At 45.4% G+C, this 21,323-nt stretch carries 20 protein-coding genes, 2 tRNA genes, 2 rRNA genes and 1 pseudogene (1 of these 25 cut by a window edge); 11 read left to right on the forward strand and 14 right to left on the reverse strand.

All coding sequences use genetic code 11. The annotated features are described in order from the left end of the window. The 3 genes and pseudogenes from DP_RS08710 to DP_RS08725 form a co-directional block, all read left to right on the forward strand. Positions 1-182 (forward strand): 23S ribosomal RNA (locus DP_RS08710) (it extends 2,734 nt beyond the left edge of the window). A 65-nt stretch (positions 183-247) separates the two neighbouring features. Then, positions 248-364: ribosomal RNA gene (gene rrf / locus DP_RS08715) — 5S ribosomal RNA — on the forward strand. Between the two features lie 307 nt (positions 365-671). Next, positions 672-1,777: pseudogene (locus tag DP_RS08725) on the forward strand (IS3-like element ISDps1 family transposase). 14 nt (positions 1,778-1,791) lie between these two features. Here the strand turns inward: DP_RS08725 and DP_RS16815 are convergent. Beyond that, the gene (locus tag DP_RS16815; RefSeq protein ID WP_156792246.1) at positions 1,792-2,058 is read right to left on the reverse strand and encodes a hypothetical protein; all 267 of its coding nucleotides are present in this window, start codon (positions 2,056-2,058) and stop codon (positions 1,792-1,794) included. A gap of 186 nt (positions 2,059-2,244) precedes the next feature. On the opposite strand from DP_RS16815, the gene DP_RS08730 reads away from it, so the two are divergent. The 6 genes from DP_RS08730 (at position 2,245) to catB (ending at position 6,070) form a co-directional block, all read left to right on the forward strand. Next, positions 2,245-2,820, forward strand: coding sequence for a hypothetical protein (locus DP_RS08730; RefSeq protein ID WP_041277815.1), 576 nt, complete (start codon positions 2,245-2,247; stop codon positions 2,818-2,820). A gap of 73 nt (positions 2,821-2,893) precedes the next feature. Beyond that, positions 2,894-3,265 (forward strand): hypothetical protein, encoded by a 372-nt coding sequence (locus DP_RS08735; protein WP_011188957.1) that lies wholly within the window; start codon positions 2,894-2,896, stop codon positions 3,263-3,265. 126 nt (positions 3,266-3,391) lie between these two features. Next, positions 3,392-3,952, forward strand: coding sequence for a hypothetical protein (locus DP_RS08740; RefSeq protein ID WP_156792247.1), 561 nt, complete (start codon positions 3,392-3,394; stop codon positions 3,950-3,952). A 327-nt stretch (positions 3,953-4,279) separates the two neighbouring features. Then, positions 4,280-4,699: a lysozyme inhibitor LprI family protein gene (locus tag DP_RS08745; RefSeq protein WP_041277817.1), complete on the forward strand. Its 420-nt coding sequence runs from the start codon at positions 4,280-4,282 to the stop codon at positions 4,697-4,699. Between the two features lie 113 nt (positions 4,700-4,812). After that, the gene (locus DP_RS08750) at positions 4,813-5,352 is read left to right on the forward strand and encodes an isochorismatase family protein (protein ID WP_041277818.1); all 540 of its coding nucleotides are present in this window, start codon (positions 4,813-4,815) and stop codon (positions 5,350-5,352) included. Positions 5,353-5,434: 82 nt separating this feature from the next. Continuing rightward, positions 5,435-6,070 carry a type B chloramphenicol O-acetyltransferase gene (gene catB / locus DP_RS08755; protein ID WP_041277819.1) on the forward strand — a complete coding sequence of 212 codons (636 nt, stop codon included), beginning with the start codon at positions 5,435-5,437 and terminating at the stop codon, positions 6,068-6,070. Between the two features lie 60 nt (positions 6,071-6,130). On the opposite strand, the gene DP_RS08760 is transcribed toward catB, so the two are convergent. The 8 genes from DP_RS08760 to DP_RS08795 form a co-directional block, all read right to left on the reverse strand. Beyond that, complete coding sequence (locus tag DP_RS08760) at positions 6,131-7,153, reverse strand: molybdopterin-binding protein (RefSeq protein ID WP_011188962.1); 1,023 nt, start codon at positions 7,151-7,153, stop codon at positions 6,131-6,133. A gap of 18 nt (positions 7,154-7,171) precedes the next feature. Further along, on the reverse strand, positions 7,172-8,707 hold the full coding sequence (locus tag DP_RS08765) for a BCCT family transporter (RefSeq protein ID WP_011188963.1): 1,536 nt from the start codon (positions 8,705-8,707) through the stop codon (positions 7,172-7,174). Between the two features lie 113 nt (positions 8,708-8,820). Next, positions 8,821-9,453, reverse strand: coding sequence for a nucleotidyltransferase family protein (locus DP_RS08770; RefSeq protein ID WP_011188964.1), 633 nt, complete (start codon positions 9,451-9,453; stop codon positions 8,821-8,823). 5 nt (positions 9,454-9,458) lie between these two features. Continuing rightward, entirely contained in the window at positions 9,459-10,436 is a 978-nt protein-coding gene (locus DP_RS08775; protein ID WP_011188965.1) for an FAD binding domain-containing protein, read from the reverse strand. Next, positions 10,436-12,799, reverse strand: a complete 2,364-nt coding sequence (locus tag DP_RS08780; RefSeq protein WP_041277820.1) for a xanthine dehydrogenase family protein molybdopterin-binding subunit — start codon at positions 12,797-12,799, stop codon at positions 10,436-10,438. The genes DP_RS08775 and DP_RS08780 overlap by 1 nt, the downstream gene beginning before the upstream one ends. Continuing rightward, positions 12,792-13,295, reverse strand: a complete 504-nt coding sequence (locus DP_RS08785; RefSeq protein WP_011188967.1) for a (2Fe-2S)-binding protein — start codon at positions 13,293-13,295, stop codon at positions 12,792-12,794. The genes DP_RS08780 and DP_RS08785 overlap by 8 nt, the downstream gene beginning before the upstream one ends. Before the next feature lie 35 nt (positions 13,296-13,330). Next, positions 13,331-14,218 (reverse strand): DMT family transporter, encoded by an 888-nt coding sequence (locus tag DP_RS08790; RefSeq protein ID WP_011188968.1) that lies wholly within the window; start codon positions 14,216-14,218, stop codon positions 13,331-13,333. Positions 14,219-14,790: 572 nt separating this feature from the next. Further along, on the reverse strand, positions 14,791-15,660 hold the full coding sequence (locus DP_RS08795) for a DMT family transporter (RefSeq protein WP_041277821.1): 870 nt from the start codon (positions 15,658-15,660) through the stop codon (positions 14,791-14,793). A 545-nt stretch (positions 15,661-16,205) separates the two neighbouring features. Here DP_RS08795 and DP_RS17430 point away from each other — a divergent pair. After that, entirely contained in the window at positions 16,206-16,781 is a 576-nt protein-coding gene (locus tag DP_RS17430) for a ferredoxin-thioredoxin reductase catalytic domain-containing protein (protein ID WP_011188970.1), read from the forward strand. A 62-nt stretch (positions 16,782-16,843) separates the two neighbouring features. On the opposite strand, the gene DP_RS08805 is transcribed toward DP_RS17430, so the two are convergent. The 5 genes from DP_RS08805 to DP_RS08825 all read right to left on the reverse strand — a co-directional run bounded on the left by DP_RS08805 (position 16,844) and on the right by DP_RS08825 (position 20,124). Continuing rightward, positions 16,844-16,920: transfer RNA gene (locus tag DP_RS08805), tRNA-Met, on the reverse strand. 25 nt (positions 16,921-16,945) lie between these two features. Beyond that, positions 16,946-17,022: transfer RNA gene (locus tag DP_RS08810), tRNA-Met, on the reverse strand. A 70-nt stretch (positions 17,023-17,092) separates the two neighbouring features. Beyond that, a complete protein-coding gene (locus DP_RS08815) occupies positions 17,093-17,518 on the reverse strand; it encodes an acyl-CoA thioesterase (RefSeq protein ID WP_011188971.1) in 426 nt (141 codons plus the stop codon). Beyond that, on the reverse strand, positions 17,515-18,747 hold the full coding sequence (locus DP_RS08820) for a cofactor-independent phosphoglycerate mutase (protein ID WP_011188972.1): 1,233 nt from the start codon (positions 18,745-18,747) through the stop codon (positions 17,515-17,517). Before DP_RS08820 ends, DP_RS08815 begins: the two co-directional genes overlap by 4 nt. A 69-nt stretch (positions 18,748-18,816) precedes the next feature. Then, on the reverse strand, positions 18,817-20,124 hold the full coding sequence (locus DP_RS08825) for a homoserine dehydrogenase (protein WP_011188973.1): 1,308 nt from the start codon (positions 20,122-20,124) through the stop codon (positions 18,817-18,819). A gap of 442 nt (positions 20,125-20,566) precedes the next feature. On the opposite strand from DP_RS08825, the gene DP_RS08830 reads away from it, so the two are divergent. Next, a complete protein-coding gene (locus DP_RS08830; protein WP_011188974.1) occupies positions 20,567-21,247 on the forward strand; it encodes an adenylate kinase in 681 nt (226 codons plus the stop codon). Positions 21,248-21,323: the final 76 nt, after the last annotated feature.

The raw sequence follows: 21,323 nt of genomic DNA on the forward strand, positions 1-21,323 counted from the left end.
GCTAAGTTCGGAAGGGATAACCGCTGAAAGCATCTAAGCGGGAAGCCTACTCCAAGATTAGATTTCCCATGATTTAAAATCATCTGAAGGCTCGTTGTAGACCACAACGTTGATAGGTCGGGTGTGGAAGAGTGGTAACACTTGGAGCTAACCGATACTAATAAGCCGTGCGGCTTATCCATATCCTTGATTATGCTATTAAGAAACTAACTGAATACTCTATATTTAATTAAGAACGCCGAATTTTTTCGGTGGCCATAGCGAAGAGGCTCCACCCGTTCCCATTCCGAACACGGAAGTTAAGCTCTTCAGCGCCGATGGTACTGCATGGGAGACTGTGTGGGAGAGTAGGTCGCCGCCGAATTTTATATATAAAAGCCCAAACTATTAATTTAGTTTGGGTTTTTTTTTGTTTAAAATATGTAAAGACTACATGCAAGTAAAGATAGAGTAATGCCAGTTTGATTTGTTCAAAAAACGATTGAAATCAATGCATTAAAGAGATTTCGTCCGTTCCCATTCCGAACACGATGCGAAACAGGAGTTTACGCTTACCTGGAGTCTCGTTGCCCTCGCTTATTTCAGCGCCGATGGTACTGCATGGGGTGATCCTCCCCCGATATTGTGGAGTCCATATTAACTCGTTATAATACGAGGAACAGGAGGCTCACATGGTTATACAAAAGCGTAGAAAATATGATGCAGATTTTAAACGTAGTACTGTTCTTTTAAGTCTAGAACCTGGTAGAACTATTAGAGAAATTGCAGATAATCTAGGCATTCATGTGGATTTGATCTATCAATGGAGAAAAAAATATGAAGAGCAGGGAGAGATAGCGTTCCCTGGTAACGGTATTCCAGCCCTTACTGCTGAGCAGAAAAAGATCAAAGCGCTTGAGAAAGAATTGAAGAATATCACTATGGAGAGGGACATTCTAAAAAAAGCCATGGCCATTTTCAGCAGAACACAGTGATGCATTATACTTTTATCAGGAATCATCACTCTCATTTCACTGTGAAGAAAATGTGCCAGACTCTTTTGATCTCAGAGAGTGGTTACTATCGTTGGTTGCAGGAACCAATTTCAAAGCGCTGCAGAGAGAATAACATTCTTAAAAATCGCATCCAGGAGCTCTATGTTGAGCATGGTGGAATGGTTGGTAGTCCTATGGTTACAGCTGATTTGCGAGCAGAGGCTCAGTTTGCAGATGTGGGGAAAAATCGTGTCGCTCGAATTATGAAAGAGTCTTCAATACAGTGTAAATCTTTAAAGAAGTACAAAACTACGACTGACTCGAATCATGCTTTTCCGGTTGCACCAAATATCTTGAACAGAAATTTCACTGTTGCAGCCCCCAATAAGGTTTGGGTTGGTGATATAACCTACATCAAGGTAGGCAACAAATGGGCATACTTGTCTGTTTTTATAGATCTTTATTCTAGAATAGTTGTTGGTTGGGATCTGAGTACGTCACTTGAAAAAGAATCTACAATCTGGGCACTACGTAAAGCAATTTTGCGAAGAAACCCACCCAAAGAAATGCTTGTCCATAGCGACAGAGGTGTTCAGTACGCAAGTAAGGAATATAGACAGCTACTCCAAGAAAAAGGCTTCAGGCAAAGTATGAGTCGTAAGGGTAATTGCTGGGATAATGCTGTTGCAGAGTCCTTTTTTCATACGTTGAAAACACAATATATCCATCATAGGAGTTTTAGAGATATTGAAGCAGCAAAATATGGGGCTTTTCCAGTACATCGAGGCATACTACAACCGTAGAAGAAGGCCTTCAGCTAATGGGTCCAAAAGTCCTGCAAAGTCCACAGAGCAGTTTTATTTGTTCCAAAAATAGCTTGAGTGACGCTCCACAAAGCTGGGGTAAGCTCAATTTTCTTAGAAAAGGCCAGCCTAATCTCTCCCTCGGCAACAGCAGGTAAAAGATTCGAGATAGGGAGATGATAGATACCAGAAAGTGCATAAAAGCATAATAAAAATAACCCTTTGAAGATACCGTAGGATGGGCAAAGAAAAGCTGCGGAGCGGCGGAGCGTGCCCATCACAGCTTACCCCTCCCAAAATATTTTCTTTTGACGTTCCAATACCCCGAATAAAATTCCTACCGACCCTTCTGACCATTTTTTGCAGTAGTGCTCTTGCCTTGCCCCCTCCCTCTCTGTATATTTAAAGAATTTAATTGTAGTGGCGGAAATTTTTTTTTCATCAAATTTATATTTTTTGGAGGTGTAGTGGAAAAATTTTTATACCTCACTGAGGTGGAGTGGGCTGATACTTGGGTGAATGGGGGGGGGATTCCTATTTTGCTGGCAAGCTCTTATTTAAGTGAAAAAAGAGAAGGAATATTTACCCCAGATGAAAACTTAATTCATAAATCTAGTTTTCCAATTCCAGAATTGCGCCAATTTGGTATCCACATCGAGGGAGTTCAAGGCCTGAATATGAGCAATAATTCCTTTAATGGTAGAAAGATGCCTGAATTAAGAAATGCATCATACTATCATGAGGATGGTTTGATCCTTTCATTTTGTGATGTGTTTAGCGTTGAAATTGCTAGAAAAATGGGTAAAAAAGTATGTGTTAAGATCTTCAATATTGAAAATTTGGGGAAAGTCATTGATAAGCAAGTTGGTTCTAAAGGAATCATGAGGAATTGCAAATACACGTATGATCATCAGCGTAATCATTTTCTTAAGTCAAAGGAAGATGAATGGCAACGCGAATATCGATTATTTTGGAAAAAGGAAGATTCTGTACGGGTAGAGATACCAACTGGAACGGCTGAATTGGTCACCATCCTTGAATAAATTTAATAACATTCAAATTGGTTATTATTCTATTTTAACCGGTGAGTTTCATATTAATAGTTAGGAGGTAGTTGTGTTAAATTTGAAAAATGTACGAATTGATAATTGTGGAACAGGAATAAGTGCTCCTAAAGATGCAAAAATAAATGCTGATGGACTTGAGATAACAAACACTAAGCAAGCTATTGAGTTGAGAGATCCTCCTAGTTTAATGATAAAGTTAGGGTTGCCTGAAAACACTCCTCCAATGTATTTAATTGATGCAATGAAAATTCTAGAAGGTAATAAAAAGTTACCAGATAAAAAACGAATAGATAGTTTAAAGAACTCACCTTTGGTTGAATGGCTTGGTACTGCTGCTGATTTAGCTACAATCGGTTGTGTTTTACTTTCAGCACAAACGCAAGGTTTAATATCATCTACATTAGAAAGAATATTTGCCTAAAAAACTACTAACAAGCCAATCAACTGGACAAATAACGGCTGGCTGTTTTCGCTCCGCTCAAGTTGAGCCAACAGTCATTTGCCAGTTATTAGGGGCGTTAGGTCGTGGAATTTACTACGGAGATTATTGAAAATGATAGGAAGCCTTATATCTCTTTTAGACAAGCTTACGGAATTGGTTAAGCATAAGAAGCAAATCAAAGATGATAGGTTTAAAGATTTGGTCAAACCTATTTATGAAGAGTTGCAGAAAGTACACAAGGATTATGTGCTATTCATGGAGGCTTCAAAGGCAATGCTTGATTCTGACTTAAATGTCAGTGAAATATCAAGAAAGTTTATGGCGGACAGGCTTGAACAAGAGGCTATTAGAAGCAGTATTATTTCTATGGTCAGATGTTTCCGAGAAGATCATAAAAACAAGCAGTATTCAGAGTTTTATGAGGCGGTTCTACATTATTTTTATGGCACAGATTTGCGTGGCCGTGATACTCCATCTAATGGCCTTCTAAGTGAGATGCAAAAATGGGTGAATTCAGAGAGAACCGCAGAGTTTGCACTGTCTCGTACTGATAACACTCAAGTCAGAAAAATCTTAGAACAAATAGTATCTAACGTTCTTGGTGATTTACGTAATCATTGGGGAGAGGTTTCAAAAGAATATGCAAAACTACTTACTAATAAATAACATAACCCGACATTCAACCCGGACTTCGCAAAAGTGCGGAGCCAGTTAATTCATCGTTATATTTTTCATAGGAAATCATTAGGGTCCCAATATCTGACAGATATGGACACTGGCGAACCACTGTTGCCGGAACCTCAGGTGCAAGGCGCCAAGTAAAAACAGCTTGTTATCTGTCTGGATTGATTGGTAATACCTGCTGTTTTCGGTTCTGATTGACTTTAGTGGCTAAGGTAAAGGAATCGGAATCAGTAAAAATCAGGGAGGATGAAATGCTCAAAAGAGAGAACACCGGCTTTATTGGCGCAGATATCCAGCAGAGGGAAATCAATGATTAAGTATATTATATTAGGATTAGGGCTGTTTGCATCTGTAGCATCAGCTGCAGAATTAGATTGTAGTAAGGCCAGCAATACCCTTGACATCAATGAATGTGCAGCTCTTGAATTAGAAGGTGCTGAAAAAGAGATGCAGCGTTATTTAGGCAAAAGTATCAAACAATATAGTTTCGACCCAGCAGTTGTTGATTCTATTAAAGTGGCCCAGCAATCCTGGTCACAGTATGAAAAATCTCACTGTGACTCTGTTTATACAGTGTGGCGAGATGGAACCATTAGAGGGGCGATGGCACTGAGTTGCCAAATCAGGCTGACTGAGCGTCGCACCCATGAGCTGTGGTTCGAATATCTGTCAGATGTGGAGACTAGCGAATCACTGTTGCCGGAACCTCAGGTGCAAGGCGCCGAGTAAAAACAGCTTGTTATCTGTTTGGATTAATTGACAATGACTACTGTTTTCGGTTTTAATTGACTTTAGTGGCTAAGGTAAAGGAATCGGAATCAGTAAAAACCAGGGAGGATGAAATGCTCACAAGAGAGAACACCGGCCTTATTGTCGTAGATATTCAGGGAAAACTTGCAGGTCTGGTGCAGGACAGTGCAAGGCTTATCGTCAACACCACCCTGCTTATTAAGGGGGTAAAGGCCCTCAATCTGCCAATTTTATGGTTGGAGCAGAATCCTGAGAAATTAGGGGGGACGGTGCCGGAGATAGCTTCAGCTTTGAGCCCGAACAGACCGATACCGAAGTATACATTTGATGCCTGTGGGGCTGAGGCCTTTATTCAGGCGGTGCAGGAGTCGAATATCACTAAGTGGTTGGTCTGTGGTATTGAGGCCCATATCTGTGTCTATCAGACAGTTTTGAGTTTGCTTGAGCTTGGCCATGAGGTTGAACTGGTCTGTGACTGTGTCTCTTCCAGAACGACATTCAATAAGGAGCTGGCCATTGCTAAGCTCACCTCTAAGGGGGCGGGTATGACAGGCCTTGAGATGTGTCTCTATGAGTTGGTTGCTGACTGTCGGGCTGCAGAGTTTAAAGAGATACTGCGACTCATTAAATGATGGGCCCATTTCGAAGAGTTCAGCCTGGTTTACAGGACCTTATCCCAAATTAATTGGCCTATGAGTTTTGAGAGGAGTCAGGTTGAATAATTATTTTGCAAGTCCATTTTCCGGTAAGTCGCTGCAAGAGCAGGTGACTAATCCTAACATCATCGTTGGTAAGAACAGCTATTATTCCGGTTATTATCATCAGCACAGTTTTGATGATTGTGCCCGTTACCTGTCTGCCGACAGAGATGATGTTGATAGGTTGATAATTGGTAACTACTGTTCCGTTGGCTCTGGTGCGGTGTTTATGATGGCCGGAAACCAGGGTCATAGGCCGGATTGGGTAACGACCTTTCCCTTTTTTTATCAGAATAATCCTGATTTTAATGGGGCAGTTGATGGATTTGCCAGAGCAGGAGACACAGTCATTGGCCACGAGGTGTGGATAGGCACAGAGGCCATGATCATGAGCGGAGTTCGAGTGGGTGATGGTGCTATTATTGCCAGTCGCTCCCTTGTCACCAGAGATGTAGAACCCTATTCAATTGTGGGGGCAAATCCTGCCAAGCATATTCGGTTTCGTTTTTCAGAAATTGAAATTGCCATGCTATTGGAAATGCAGTGGTGGCATTGGCCTGATGAAAAGGTCAAAGAGGCAATTCCCCTATTGTGTTCCTCTAACATTTCAGCATTATATGAGTTTTGGCAAAATCAGGAATACCCAGAATAAATAACTATGTCTGGTTTTTCAACAGGTGGTAATTAGCACCACCTGTGAGCATTTTTAAGATTATTTTCCACCCTTGCCAAAGCCACAGACCGGATAGTGGCAGCAGTCACAGCCCTCACAAAATCCACCATGACCGAGGGCAGCAATATCCTCTCGTTTGATCTCTACTCCGGCAAGGAGTCGCGGTACAATTAGATCAAAGATGCTTATGGCATGATACATCACACACCCCGGCAGACCGAGGAGGGGGATCCCCTCAAGGTGTGCCAGCATAAACATGGCCCCGGGCAGGACAGGTGCACCGTAACTGATAATATCTGCCCCTGAATCCCGAATGGAAGCCGGGGTTTGATCATCGGGGTCAACGGACATCCCACCGGTGAGCACGATCATTTCCGCACCCTCCTTTTGGAAGTCACGGATTGCCTCCACCGTTTTTGCCCGATCATCGGCGACAAGGCGCTGGCCGAGCACCGTACAGCCAAGTTCAGCGAACTTAGACCGGAGGATGGGGCCAAAGGCATCGTCAATACGACCCTTGAAGATTTCGCTTCCGGTGGTAATAATCCCCACCTTAAGGGACTTGAGGGGACGGACCTCCAAGAGGGGCTGGGCTGCAAGGGCCTCCGCCTCTGCTACTACTGCCCCGTCAATGACGAGAGGAATAACCCGAATACCGGCCAGGGAACGTCCCTCTGCCACCACCTGATTATTATGGATGGTGCTACAGATAACATTATCAATCATATTTAACTGCTGCAGGGCATCGACATCAATACGGAGTAAACCCCTTCTTGCCGCCTTGACCGTAACCTTCCCCTCCGAGGGCGGGCTGAGGAGGATGCCCTCACCGGCCACTGCTTCGGAGATACGTATGGCCGCATCATCTTCATGGAGATAGCCATCTGCCGGGTCATAGATATAGAGGTTCTCCTTACCAATGGCCAGAAGCTCAGGGATATCCTCTTCCTTAATGAGATGACCGCGCCGAAAGGCGACTTCCTTGGTCTTTCCGGGAATTATTCTGGTGACGTCGTGGCATAAAATAGTACCGACTGCATTTTCTACGGCAATTGTTTTCATATCTTTTTTCCTCTGCGATTAATCTGTTAGCCAGCCATCTCGTAAATAGTCCTTGAGAAATGAGTAGACTCCGAGCCATATGATAAAGAGTACCGGTAGACCAACAACGATAGATGCTGTTTGTAAGATGGATAGGGGTCCATCGATAAAGAGCATTCCCGTTGGAATAAATCCCAGGACAATAGCCCAGAAGAGTCGATTCCAGTGAGCCGGTTCTTCATCCGGTTGTAACTGTTTAGTCGTTGATGCGCTGAGGGCAAAGGAGACTGCATCCAGGGTTGTTGCCATGGAGATGGCCATTACCAGAGCGTAGAGCAGTTTATAGAGAGGGGCCCAGGGAAGGAAGTCGGCAATTTGCATGATCACTGTTGCCCCCTTGTTGGTCTTAACAAGTTCCACCACATCCAGCTGTCCTGTTAGTTGCAGATGAAGGCCAAAATTACCAAAGATTAGATAGAAGAGGCCACAGCCTAAGGAGGCAAGGATGACGGGGCCCAGAACCACTTCACGTACCGTTCTGCCCCGGGATATTTTTGCTATAAAGAGGCCCATAAATGGGGCATAGGCCACAAACCAGGCATAGTAGAACACCGTCCAATCTTTAACAAAGCTTGTTTCACTTGAGGGATCCATCCAGGTTGCCATCCGCACTATTTCTGTGGTCAAAAGGCCAAGAGAGGCAAGGGAGGTCTCTATGATGAAAACGCTGGGACCGACTATCAGGACAAAGAGGAGGAGGAAAAGGGCAGCATAGACATTGAGATCGGAGAGTTTGCTCAGGCCATTTTTTAATCCTAGATAGGAGGTCATGCAAAAGAGCATGGTAATTCCCAACAGGGTCAAAAACTCCAGTTGAAAGGAGGGGGCAAAGCCAAAGACAGAGACCAGACAGGCGGCGATGACGGGTACACCAATGCCCAGAGCGGTGGCGGAACCTGCCACAAGGCCTGCCATGAAGAAAATATTAATGACCTTGCCCGGCCAGTGATTGGCCCTCTCGCCCAGTACGCCTTTACAGGTTTGGGCAATATTGAGAATGGGGACCTTCTTCACATAATAGTTATAGGCCATGGGGACAGCCAGAGTTGCATATATGGCCCAACATACCGGCCCCCAATGAAAGAGGCCATAGGCGCCTGCCCATTCGATAGCCTTTTTTGAGCCAACCGTCTCTCCTTGGAGTGGATAGCTCATATAGTAGGCCCACTCTATGGCGCCACCAAAGAGTACGCCCGCCCCGACTCCAGCACAGATAAGCATGCCAATCCATGAAAATGTTGAATATTCCTTCTCTTCGCCAAGTTTCTTATCCCCGAGGGGGCCAAAGGCGAGCCAAAGGACAAAGATAAAGGAGACAAGGCCTGCGAGCATATAGAGCCAACCTAATTCGTTTGTTATAAAATGAAAGGCAATGCCTATATATTTTGCACTTGCCTTTGGAGCAAGAAGTAGGGGCAGGCAGGAGGAGATAACGAGAAAGACAACCCAGAAAAAAGAGGTGTAGCAAATATTTCTTTGGGTTGCGTTCTCCTCTGGGGGGCAAATTTCATTCATAACGGGGCTCAGAATAGTTATTGTAAAAAAATGGGTAGGGATGGATCCCTATTTGGTATTGGAGAGTACCTTATGCTTTTTCTGTCCGGTGTGGCAATATGGATTGTTAATCCTTAACTCTCTTTCTGTAAACATAGGTCATGACGACGAGATAGATGCTGGTATTCTGCCCTTGTATTGATCTTGATAAAGGGGCCAATGTCCTGCATTTTTATGAGACGCAGGCGCAGGGATGCTTGCCCGAGGAGGTCTCTTGTTTCAAGACATCCTTCCAGTTGGGCCACTTTTTCCCACCAGGAGAAAGGGATAATGATTGGGTCTCCCCGCATATCCTGTTGGGTGGGGGCTATCCAGGACTCCTTATCCTGTGAATAGGCATCGATCAGATAATCTATTGTCTTCTCGTTTAACAGGGGCAGGTTTCCCGGAATGACCATGCAACCGTTAATATCCTCGCTACAGGCAAGGCATTTAAGCCCTGCCTGTAGGAACTGTAGTTGCCCCTCTGCCTGATCATGACAGATGACAACTTCACATTCCCCTGTATCAACATGCTTCAGTAAAGACTGTGATTCAGGGGGGAGCACAAGGATAAGTTTTTGCAGGGTAGAGGCCTGGGCAGCATCAATCACCTGTTGCAGCATAGGCTTATTACGAAAAGGGAGAAGAAATTTATTCTCTCCCATCCTCTCAGGCCTGTCTGCCGCAAGAATAATTCCTACCACCTGTGCTTTTTTCAGTTTCATCCTGGTTATACTCCTGCCATAAGGATGGTATCAGCTACAGTCCGTTCGGCAATGGGTACCTTATAGGCTGTTTGCGGTGTCGGTTTCGCGGTGGCAAGTGCTAGTTCTCCAGCCTGACGAGCAGTCTCTTCCGAGATTTTTTTACCGATAAGAAACTCTTCGGCCTCGGGACAGGATTTAGGGTTATTAAAAACCCCATTGAGGCAGATACGGGCTGATGTTACTAATTCACCGTCAAAGCAGAGGGCTACAGCACAGTTAAGCAGGGCAAAATCAATGCTTTTCCGATAGGCAATTTTAGTAAAGGCTGAGCGGGCAGCTGTTTTTGGTACAAATATCTCCCGGACAATTTCACCTGGCTCAAGAACCGTTGACTGTTTACCATGTTCTGCTGAAAAGAACTCAGCTATGGGAATGTCACGCAGGGTGGTTTTTACCACCGCCCCAAGAGCAACAAATGCTGGGGCAGTATCACTGGGGTTTACGGCAATACAGCGATTTACTTGACCGAAGATAGAGTGAAAACGGTGGTCGCCCGGTACAGCCAGACATTTTTTGCCGCCTTTACGGATACAGGGAATTTTTCCGCCAAGTTTATCGGGGTAGCGATAATACCAGCAACGATTTTCCTGGCAAATATTTCCTGCAACGGTACCCATATTACGCAATAGAATAGAGGCCGTTTTGCTGGCAGCGTGGGCAAGACCTGCATATCCACTTAGAACCAGAGGGGATTCCGCTAGTTCGGTGAGTTTTACCAGGGCACCGATATGCAGACCATCCTCATCTTCTCTTATGGCATCCAGACCCGGAATGGTTTTTAAATTGACCACAGTCTCTGGGTATTCGAGCCACAATTCATCTTTAAGGCAGCCCAGTAAATCGGTGCCACCTGCGATGCAACAGGCTTTTTTTTCGCTATCGATAAGAACTTTACTGGCCTCTTCAAGGGAAGAGGCATTTATATGATTGAAAGGTTTCATTATTTCTTTCTCCCCTTTATTTTTCCTAGGGCATTCAGAATTTTATCTGGGGTAAACGGTGTTTCGATAAGACGTACACCGATTGCATTATAGATGGCGTTGGAAAAGGCAGCCAGAGATGGACAGGCCGCACCTTCACCACAGGCAGTCGCCCCAAATGGGTGGGTGGGATCGCCAGGATTTTCTACGATAATAGGAACTACATCACAATCAAGGGAGGTCGCGGGGCGATAATCGATGAAATTCGGGGTCATTAGCCAACCATTTCTTTTATCGACAATACAATCATTGCCTAGCATGGCATTTTCTACCCCATGGCGACAGGTGAGCAGCTGTCCTTCAACTATTTTTGGGTTCAAGGCCTTGCCCACGTCCTGTATCATGTACACCTTCACATTGTCCATCATGCCAGTTTCGGTATCGATATCAAGGCTGACAAACTGAGCACCCTTTTCCTTAGGGATATATACCTCGTCTTTCTTGCCATCCTTAAGACAACGGTCATGGGGAGAGTTATTGCAGTAGTAGCCAATAATTTCATGTCGCCCTCCGTAATGTCCTATGGAACCGAAGGCCTCGGCAAAGGAGATGAGCCTTTCCGGTTCCGCTACCACGTAGATACCCTGCTCGCTTAGGGCAAGTTCTTCTGCTTGAACATTAAGGATTGGTGCGGCAATTTTTAATAGTTGGCGTTTGGCATCGAGGGCGGCCTCATAGGTTGCCCAGCCCTGAATCCAGGTGCCACAGCTATTGGCGACCAGCGTGGCAAAGGGTGTAGAGTCGGTATCTTGGCAGACAATCCCCACTTTTTCATAGGGGAGACCAAGTACCTCTGCGGTGATTTGGCACTGTACAGTATGCTGGCCTTGTCCTATATCAGCTATGGCACAGACAAGGGCCGCGGAACCATCGGGAAAAATTTTCACCATGGCTTCACTGGAGTTACCCACTCCGGGGCGTCCTGCTCCCATGGCAAAGATGCCTACCCCCATACCGGAACGAATTCGGCCAGATTTCTTACTTGGATGTTGCCAGCTGTTCTGCCAGTCAAGTCTTTCTGCGCCAATATCAAGGCACTCTCTGATGGCTGCAGAAGAGACATAGGCAGATTTATATTCCAGAGGATCCCAACCAGCGTCAATATCTCCGGTACGCATGCAGTTTTTCTTGCGAATCTCAATAGGATCCATGCCGAGTTTCTCGGCAGCTACATCCATGGTTACCTCGACGGCATAGGTGCCCTCGGGTGCACCGTAACCCTGCCATCCCACTGCAGGAAAACGGTTGGTGTTGACATAGCGGATCTTCCCACGCAGATGCTTGCAATTATGTGAGTAGAGTACCGCACCCGTGGCTAACATGGCATTCTTGGCTGGATACTTATCTCCACCGGCCCCGGTTTCTTGCCAGTGGGAATAATCCATGGCGACCATGGTGCCATCTTTTTTAAAGCCAATCTTTACATCGGCCTGACTGCCGCGGGACCAAGAACAGATCATCTCTTCTTCACGGGAATAGGCACAGTGTACGGCCTTTTTCAGCTGCAGACAGGCCAGGGAGGCGATGAGCAGATAGTGAGAGGGAAGATTGCGGTCAAGTACGTTTGAGTTTTTGCCTCCAAAACTTGAACCGGTATATGGAGAGATGTAGTTCACCTTATCTGAACCAATTCCCAGGGCCTGAGCAAGACTGTACTTCTCATCGTGCATTCCCTGCGAATGGGTGTAGACCTGGAGGCGAGCACCGTCGTAATTTACCGTACAGCCACGTGTCTCCATGGCAGGACTTTTGGTGTAGGCATACTTGAGATCCTTCATCTCTACTATGACATCGGACTCGGCAAAGCCCTGCTCTATATCACCAAATCCATTGTAATCACTGGGGGTTTTGGTTTTGTAGAGTCCTGTTTCCGGGTCCTGATCACTGAGTTGGGCATGGAACTCCCAATCATGGCAGTTATCTTCTCCCGCAAATACCTGAGGTGCTCCTGGCTTTATGGCATCCTCAAGGGATAAAACAGCCTTCTTCTTATCGTATTCGACTTCAATAAGCGCCCGGGCGGCTTCGGCTATCTCTTTGGTATCGGCGATAACAGCAGCTACCAAATCACCCACATAGTAGAGACTTCCTCTAAAGGCCTTGGGGAAATTTTCGTGGGTCATAATAAGGCGAACACCAGCTATAGCCTCCGCCTTTTCGATATTGATAGAGATAATATCGGCACTGGGATAGGGGCTTCGCAGGATACGGGTCTGCAGCATTCCCTGAAAGAGGTAATCAGCGTAGTATTTTGCCTCACCTGTCACTCGGGCCCGTCCATCTTTTTGGCGAACAGGAACAGCAATAGAACGTAATTTACTCATTTTGCTCCTCCCCACGCATTATCTTAGCCGCCTTGTCTACCGCGGCAAAGATATGTTCGTAGTTACTGCAAACACAGATGTTGCCACCAAGTGCCTCGCGAATTTCCGACTGGCTTGGATTTGGATTTTTATTCAAAAGGCTCTTGGTGGACATGATCATTCCGGCAGAGCAGTATCCGCACTGGGCAGCATATTCCTGTAACCACGCCTCTTGGATAGGGTGCAGTTCACCATTTGCGGCAAGACCCTCTATGGTCTCGATCTCTTTCCCTGTTTGCTCTGTTGCCAAAAGCATACAGGCAAGTTGGGCAACCCCATCAATGAGGATGGTGCAGGCGCCGCAGGCCCCTTCTTCACAGGCCTCTTTAGTTCCTGTAAGACCGAAGGTATTACGTAATACTTCGGCAAGAGTATGGTGAGATTCTACCCAGGCAGGACGTTTTTCACCATTTATCGTTAGGGTAATATATTTACCGCTGCTACGTTCTTCAGACATGAGTTGTTAATCCCCCCTCATGGATATAGATTATTTTATTTTTTGGTAGACCAGGCAATACCGCCAATGATGAGCAAACCACTAATTATATGTACAGATGTAATGGGCTCGCCAATAAAAAAGTACGCAAAAACACCGCTAAGAACCGGCATCCCATAATAGATCATACCCGCATGGGTTGGTCCTGCATGAATAACGGCAAGGTTCCAGAACCACCAGGCCATAAGGGAACAGGCAATACCGGTGAATAAAATACTGAATATAACGAGGCTATTGAGTTTGAAGACAAAGCTTGGTTGCATGATTTCCCAACCAACTGTTGGCATAAGACATATAAGTCCGACAACGGTCATAAGGAAGAGAATAGTTGTCTGGGAAAGTCCCTTTGGCACCTTACGAAAAATAAGGCTGTAAAAGGCAAAAATAATTGCATCCACCAACATGATAATATCGCCGACGGCAAATTTTAGGCCAAGCAATCTGCTTAATTCACCATTGGACACCAGGTAGAAGGATCCTGCCAGGGCTATGAGAGAGCCAATCCAGGTATTAACACTCTGCTTCTCACCCATAATGGCACAAGCAATAACGATAAAAATAGGCGTTGTTACGGCAATAAGCGAGAGGTTGATTGCCGAAGTTGTTGCCGCCGCAATATAGGTCAGAGGAGCATAAAGACTTACGGCAATAATTCCAGCTGCAATGATTTGAGGTAAAAATGTTTTTGCCACAGCCCACTCTCGCTTCACAGTAGGAAGGGCAAAAAGAAGAAGTACAAGGAAGCAGACGAACCAACGTGCAGCACCTAGGCTTAAGGGAGATATATTCCCAACTGCTAAACGGGCCACGATAAAAGATCCTGACCAGATAGCAATGGTAAGTAACGCAAAGATTGATCCTTTCATTTTCGGTGTTAAATCCATAAAAATCCTCTTCTGTGTAATAAGAAATAAAATAAAGCAAATCACAACGACATAGCTGGCAAGACCAAGCCAAGTTGTGCTGGCAACAAAAAAACAATAAAATTGATGGGTAACTGGAGATAAAAGCATTTGATGCTAACCATCAATGATTTATCCTAATACCAGAAAAGAGCATTATAAGAAACAGAATAGTTTAGTGACTGAAGCATTTTAAAGGGGGGGAAGTATCTTTTTTACTGCATAGATCGGAAAGGGAAAATACTCCAGATTTGATTGTGATGAAAGGGGTGTAACAGATAGATACAGTAAGGGAGCTTTGGCAAGACATAAAAAGGTTATGTTCTTGCTAGGTATCTGTTCTTGCTGGGTTTTAGCTGGTGCTGTAGTTTTTGAAGAGACAGGTGACTGTGTTTTACGGATAGGCTGGATCTGTTATAGGTGATAACGGTTTTGTGGATGAAGCATCGGCAGGATCCAGAGATAGATTTTGCTTTTACTCCTGTTAATAATAATTGGTGGGGAGGTTTTAAGGAGATGGTGTGTATTACTTCAAGGCTACTTGAACTGAGCTTTTATTTCTTGGCAGACCAAGCAATACCGCCAATGATGAGTAGAGCACTGATGATATGCACTGGGGTAATTGGTTCGCCAATAAAGAGGAATGCCACAATACTACTGAGAATTGGCATTCCATAATAGATCATGCCCGCATGGCTCGGTCCTGCGTAGACTATGGCAAGATTCCACAGCCACCAAGCCATAAGAGAACAGGCAATTCCGGTAAATAAAATACTGAATATAACAATGCCATTGATTTTAAAGATAAAGTTTGGCTGCATAATTTCCCAACCAACAATTGGGATAAGACATATAAGTCCGACAAGGGTCATAAGGAAGAGAATAGTTGTCTGGGAAAGTCCTTTTGGCACCTTGCTAAGAATAATGCTGTAAAAGGCAAATATAATTGCATCCACCAACATAAGAAGGTCACCAACAGCAAATTTTAGGCCAAGTAGTCTGCTTAAATTGCCATTGGCCACCAGGTATAAAGAACCAATGAGGGCTACGATGGAGCCAATCCAGGTGTTGGTACTTTGCTTTTTCCCCATAAATGCACAAATAATAACAATAAAAACTGGGGTTATTACGGCAATAAGAGAGAGATTAATTGCTGAGGTTGTTTGCGCCGCAAAATAGACGAGAGGAGCATACAGAGTAACGGAAATAATGCCTGCTATAATTATTTGAGGAAGAAATGTTTGTGCCACAGACCATTCCCGCTTCACCGTGGGAAGAGCAAAGAGAAGAAGTACAAGGAGGCTGACAAGCCAACGTGCCGCAGTCAGGCTTAGGGGAGATATGTTACCAACCACCAGACGGGCAATGAGAAAAGATCCTGACCAAATAGCAATGGAAAGAAATGCAAAAATTGATCCTTTCATTTTCGCTGTTAATCTCATACAAAAACCTCTTCTCAGTAATAAAAAAATCAATGAAAATAGCTAATCAAAGAATGTTAAAAATAAATGATATCAGCATGAAGCTACTCTGATACCAGAAAAGAGGTCTGTTGGAAACAAAATAGTTTCCTGAGTATCAATAATTCTAGGAGGATAGGTGGTGGATGGGTGGAGAAAATGTCATGCAAGAGACAGTCGCTTATGCCCTTCCCGCGCCTGTTTATTGTGCCATAATAAACTGTTAGCGATTCAGATGTGGAGCCTCTGTCTCTTGGCGGAGCGGATACATTGGCTTTTGGGCGAGAGCTACAAGCCTAGCGCCAACTCACCGACCTTGCATACTTCAACCTGCTCTAATGCTTCGGCGTTAGTCAGGAAATCTGATGATATTTTTTTTGTAGGGAGGTGGTAGGGCAAAGCTGTTTGTTCTAGAGGAGAAATTTCTTCTCTTTTGATTGCAAAAAAGAGGGGAGGTGATTTAATGACAACAGAAAATAAATTTCGATTCTAACCAAAGGAGAGTCGTTGTGGTTAAAGTTAAGCTATACGCCTTGGCAAAATGCTCTTACAGTCAGTCGATAAAAAAGATTTTCTCGGAGTTTCAGGTTGATTATAGCTGTATAGAGATAGACAGGTTACCGGTGGTAGAGCTAAAGCAGGTGCTGGCAGCGATGCGTCTGCTGAACTCTCAGGTGATTTTTCCCATTGTAGTCGTAGGCAATCAGGTTATTGCCGGTCACAACTTGCAGGCCATAAGAGACGCCCTTGGTATTCGTACTGAGATAGCCCAGCTTCGTGACAGGTTGGCTGTTTTAGCAGGGAAAAAGGGCTACTGTCTTAATGCCAATCGAGAAAAGACCTTGAGGCTTCTTCATGCCCTTCTGCTTAATCGGGATCGTTATGGATATATGGCCTGTCCCTGTAGGGCCGCAAGTGGCAGGCGGGAGAGGGATCTTGATATTATCTGTCCCTGTCTCTATCGGTGGGCTGATATTGCTGAGTACGGTAGCTGCTACTGTGGCCTTTATGTTGCGCAGGAGTGGGATGGTGTGGAGCTTGAGCAGATTCATGTGCCAGAGAGGCGAGTAGTGGAATGCCAATAGGATGTCTGTTAAAGGGCAAAAAAAAAGGTCTTAGCTAAAATAGCTAAGACCTTTTTTATAACTGGTAGCGGGGGCTGGATTTGAACCAACGACCTTCGGGTTATGAGCCCGACGAGCTACCAAACTGCTCCACCCCGCGTTACGTGCAAGAAAACTTTTAAAACTGGTAGCGGGGGCTGGATTTGAACCAACGACCTTCGGGTTATGAGCCCGACGAGCTACCAAACTGCTCCACCCCGCGTTACGAGCCGGCACAATACAGGGATTGGGGAAAGATGTCAATAAAAAAAAGACCCTACATCTTCTTTGTCCTAAGATTTTGCTATGAGAAGAGCAATTTTTGCGTGTATCTCTTCCGGTAAAACAACAAGCTTACCTTCCTGGTTAATGCCCGCATGTACGGTATAACCTCGAGCTATCAGTCTGGGTCTTTTGCTGCCGTCATCGCGACTTATTCTATAGCTGAATTTACAGGTAAATTTTTTTAGTTCTGTTACTTCGGTCTCGATAATGAGCAGATCATCGTAGTGTGCAGGTGCCTTATAGCGGGTAAAGGATTCGGTTACCGGCAGAAGAATTCCTGCATCTTCAATGACCTTATAGGAGCAGACATGCTCACGCATCATCTCTGAACGGCCTATTTCAAAATATTTTAAATAATTTGCATTATATACTACCCCACCTGCATCGGTGTCTGCATAGCGAACGCGATATGTTAAGCTGTGTACAGTCATCATCTTCTCTCTTTTAATAAAAGTTTTGCCATTACCTCAAAGCCAGGGCCACAGGTCTGTCCTTTTCTCCCTGCGTGTTCTCGGCACTCTCTTTCCGAAAAATTACATCCAGAGCCTAAATGTTCTTCCCGGGAATCATAGAGAAGGGTAGGTACGGGTTCGGCTGTATGGGTGCGAAGAGCAAGGGGAGTGAAATGGTCCATGGTGAAGAGCAGGCGGAAGGCCTCCCCGCGGCGCCGAAGCTCCGTTAACAGAGGGGTCATAACTCGGTTATCAATATCTTCAATGGCCTGTATCTTTGCCCTAAGATCACCTCGATGTCCGGCCTCATCGGCCGCTTCCAGATGGATAAAGACAAAGTCCATTGTTTCAAGGGCCGTCAGGGCTGCCTCAACCTTTCCCTCGTAGTTGGTGTCGAGATATCCCGTTGCCCCCTTGATATCAGGGGTGGCAAGAGAGGCAGCGATGCCCAGGCCTTTAAGTAGGTCAACGGCACTCACCATGGCCCCACTGATCCCGAAACGCTCGGTCAGAGTCGGAATCATAAATGTGCCTCCCTCTCCCCAGAGCCAGATCATATTGGCCTGGTTCTTCCCGGCAAGATGGCGGGCATGGTTCACTGGATGGTTTGTAAAAACCTCCTCTACCACCTTTAGCAGGCGCTGCCAATGGGGATCGTCCTGGTATTGGGCCCAGTATTTACTAACATCTTGACCTATATGGTCATGGGGAGGAATCGTAGTTAAACGGGGGTAGTCCCTCTTTACCACTAGAATATTGCGGTAGCCCATGCCTGTGCTAAAGAAAAATTCTTCAAGGCCTTCGATCTGTAAACGTTTGCGGAGATCGGCCAGAAGGGTGGCGCCCTCTTCAGAGCTGATAGAACCTGCAGAAAAATCCTTTAGTATCAGTTCGTCCGCTCTTTTCTCCAGGGTTACCAGGTTACAGCGATAGACAATTTCATTTTTGGCAAGAGAGAGACCTATGGCCGCTGCCTCCAGGGGGGCTCGTCCGCTGTAGTAGAGACGGGGATCGTAACCGAGAAGAGACATATTCGCCACATCACTTCCCGGTGGATATCCCTCTGGAACCGTTCTGTTAAGAAAGAACTCTCCCCGGCGACAGAGATCATCTATACGGGGAATATTGGCCACTTCAAGAGGAGTTCTCCCGCCCAGTTCGGTGAGGGGATGGTCCCCCATCCCGTCACCCACCAGAGTAATAAATTTCATAATATACCTCGGTAGGATGGGGCGGAATGGGCAGGATTAGGGCAACGGGGAGTGTTGCCCCAAGGGTGCTTAGTCGTTTGCGCCAAGAATACGGATCTTCAGCGGTTCGGCAAGGCAGGCGTCAAGTACTCTTATCTCGGCCATGGCAGCATTAACGGCACTTTCCTGGGCATCGTGGCTTCGTACCACAAGATAGACAGGTTGGTCCTCGCCAAGTTCTTTTTGGACAATAGACTGGACAGAAATATTGTATTTGCCCAAAATAGTAGCAATGGCTGCCAGTACACCGGGCTCACTGCTTACGGTAAAGCGGAAGTAGTAGGCACATACCAGCTCACTCATAGGAGTAATAACTGGAGCGGTCATTCTCTCTGGCTGATAGGAGAGGGCCGGCACCCGGTTTACCGAATCGCTGAGGATGTTGCGGGCGATATCGGCAACATCGGCTGCAACGGCACTACCCGTAGGCATCATGCCTGCACCTGGTCCATAGAGGAGGACGTCGGTTACGGTGTCGCCGTTAAAGTGAATGCCGTTAAAGGCGCCACCTATGGTTGCCAACATATGAGAGTGTGGAACCATGGTCGGATGGACACGGGCTTCAACGTTGTCGCCATGATTATTGCTGATGGCCAGAAGTTTGATGGCAAAACCAAATTCCCGGGCAATATCGATATCAACGGGTTCTATGCTGGATATACCCTCTATATTAATATGGTCGATATTAACGTTTAAGCCGTAGGCGATGGTCATAAGGATGGCAAGCTTATGGGCTGTATCCACACCCTCTACATCGTAGGTTGGGTCAGCTTCGGCAAAGCCAAGCTCTTGGGCCTCTTTCAGTACCTCGGCAAAGGGTGTGCCGTGCTCGGTCATCTGTGAGAGGATGTAGTTGGCAGTACCGTTCATAATTCCCTTGATGGAGTTAATGCGGTTAGCCACCAGACCCTCTTTCAGGGCCTTGATCACAGGAATGCCACCACCAACACTGGCCTCAAAACCTACCTCTACGTTTTTGGCCACAGCAGCTTCAAAAATTTCCTTGCCGTGGGTGGAAAGGAGGGCCTTATTGGCAGTAATAACATGTTTACCATTTTCAATGGCCTGGAGGAGAAAGGTCTTTGCCGGTTCAATTCCACCAATGAGTTCTACGACAATATCAATCTCTGGATCAGTAAAAATATCGGTGGCATTCTGGGTTAGGGTAACACCGGCAAATTCCTCTGGCAGGCTTTTGCAGGCGATATCTGCTACGGTTTTCAGGCGAATGGTTGCCCCGATTCGTGCCTCAAGTCGTTCCTGCTGTATGCGAAGGGTCTCTGCAAGACCTCTACCTACCGTGCCAAAACCTATAATTCCTACACAAATTTCTTTCATGATAACCAGTTAGTAAAGTTGAGAGGGATAAACCAAGAGCGTATTTAGACGTGTTTTCCCTCAAAAATTAGAATTTGGACGACAAGTGTACACCATTTCTACCAATAGACCAAAAAATATTCGTCTGCAAGGAAAAAGCGGCAGAAAAACGCTGATATTTTTCTAGCACCGCTGTTAAGAATAGGCTATAGTTGCCGATATTGAGAAATTCATAGAGCGTAGACAGCGCAAATATTTAAGAAATTTGCAAGTATACAGCCTAGAGTTATCCTTGCAGTTCTGATCTTACTCTTGTGCGGCACAATAAAGATAAGTCACGGTTTTTTCCGTGGCAGTTGTTTGTACCCAGCTGTTTTTACGAGTTTTTACAACGGTGTTGTCTACCGTTTTTATATTTTTTTATTTATCTAAATATTGAAATTGGCGAGTAAGGAGAAAGGCTATGGGAAAAAACATTCTGTTTTTTGGACCAAATGGTAGTGGCAAGGGCACCCAGGGTGCTATTGTGCAGAAGAAGTATGACATTCCTCACATCGAGTCCGGTGCAATTTTCAGAGAACATATTGGTGGCGGTACAGAACTTGGTCTTAAGGCCAAGGAGTATATCGAAAGAGGTGATCTCGTTCCCGATGAGATTACTATTCCCATGATGGTCTCTCGGCTGCAAAAGGATGACTGCAAGAAGGGTTGGATTCTTGATGGTTTTCCCCGCTCTAAGGTACAGGCAATAACCCTTGCTGAAACCCTGGCGAAAGAGGGCATGGCCCTTGATTATGTCATCGAGATCGTTCTTGATCGTGACATTGCTAAGGAGCGTATCATGGGTCGTCGTCTCTGTGTAAATGATAATAACCATCCAAATCATATTGCCTTTGAGGCTATCAAGCCCGTGGAGAAAGATGGCAAGCTTGTCTGTCGCGTTTGTGGTGGCGATTTGAAAACCCGTCCCGATGATCAGGACGTCAATGCAATCAATAAGCGCCATGGCATTTATTATGATGAAGAGACCGGCACCATGGCGGCGGTAAATTATTTCAAGAACGCCAATGGCCCTAAGGTAATTAGTATTGATGGTTCTGCCTCCATTGGTGAGGTAACAGAGCTGATCATGAAAGAGCTATAGTCGTACATAAGGCTTTGGTCTCTTAGTGTATTCATTGTGACGTAGTCAAAAAGGGTTGCTCTTTTTAAAAGAGTTA

This window comes from Desulfotalea psychrophila LSv54, assembly GCF_000025945.1.
GTDB classification, from domain to species: Bacteria; Desulfobacterota; Desulfobulbia; order Desulfobulbales; family Desulfocapsaceae; genus Desulfotalea; species Desulfotalea psychrophila.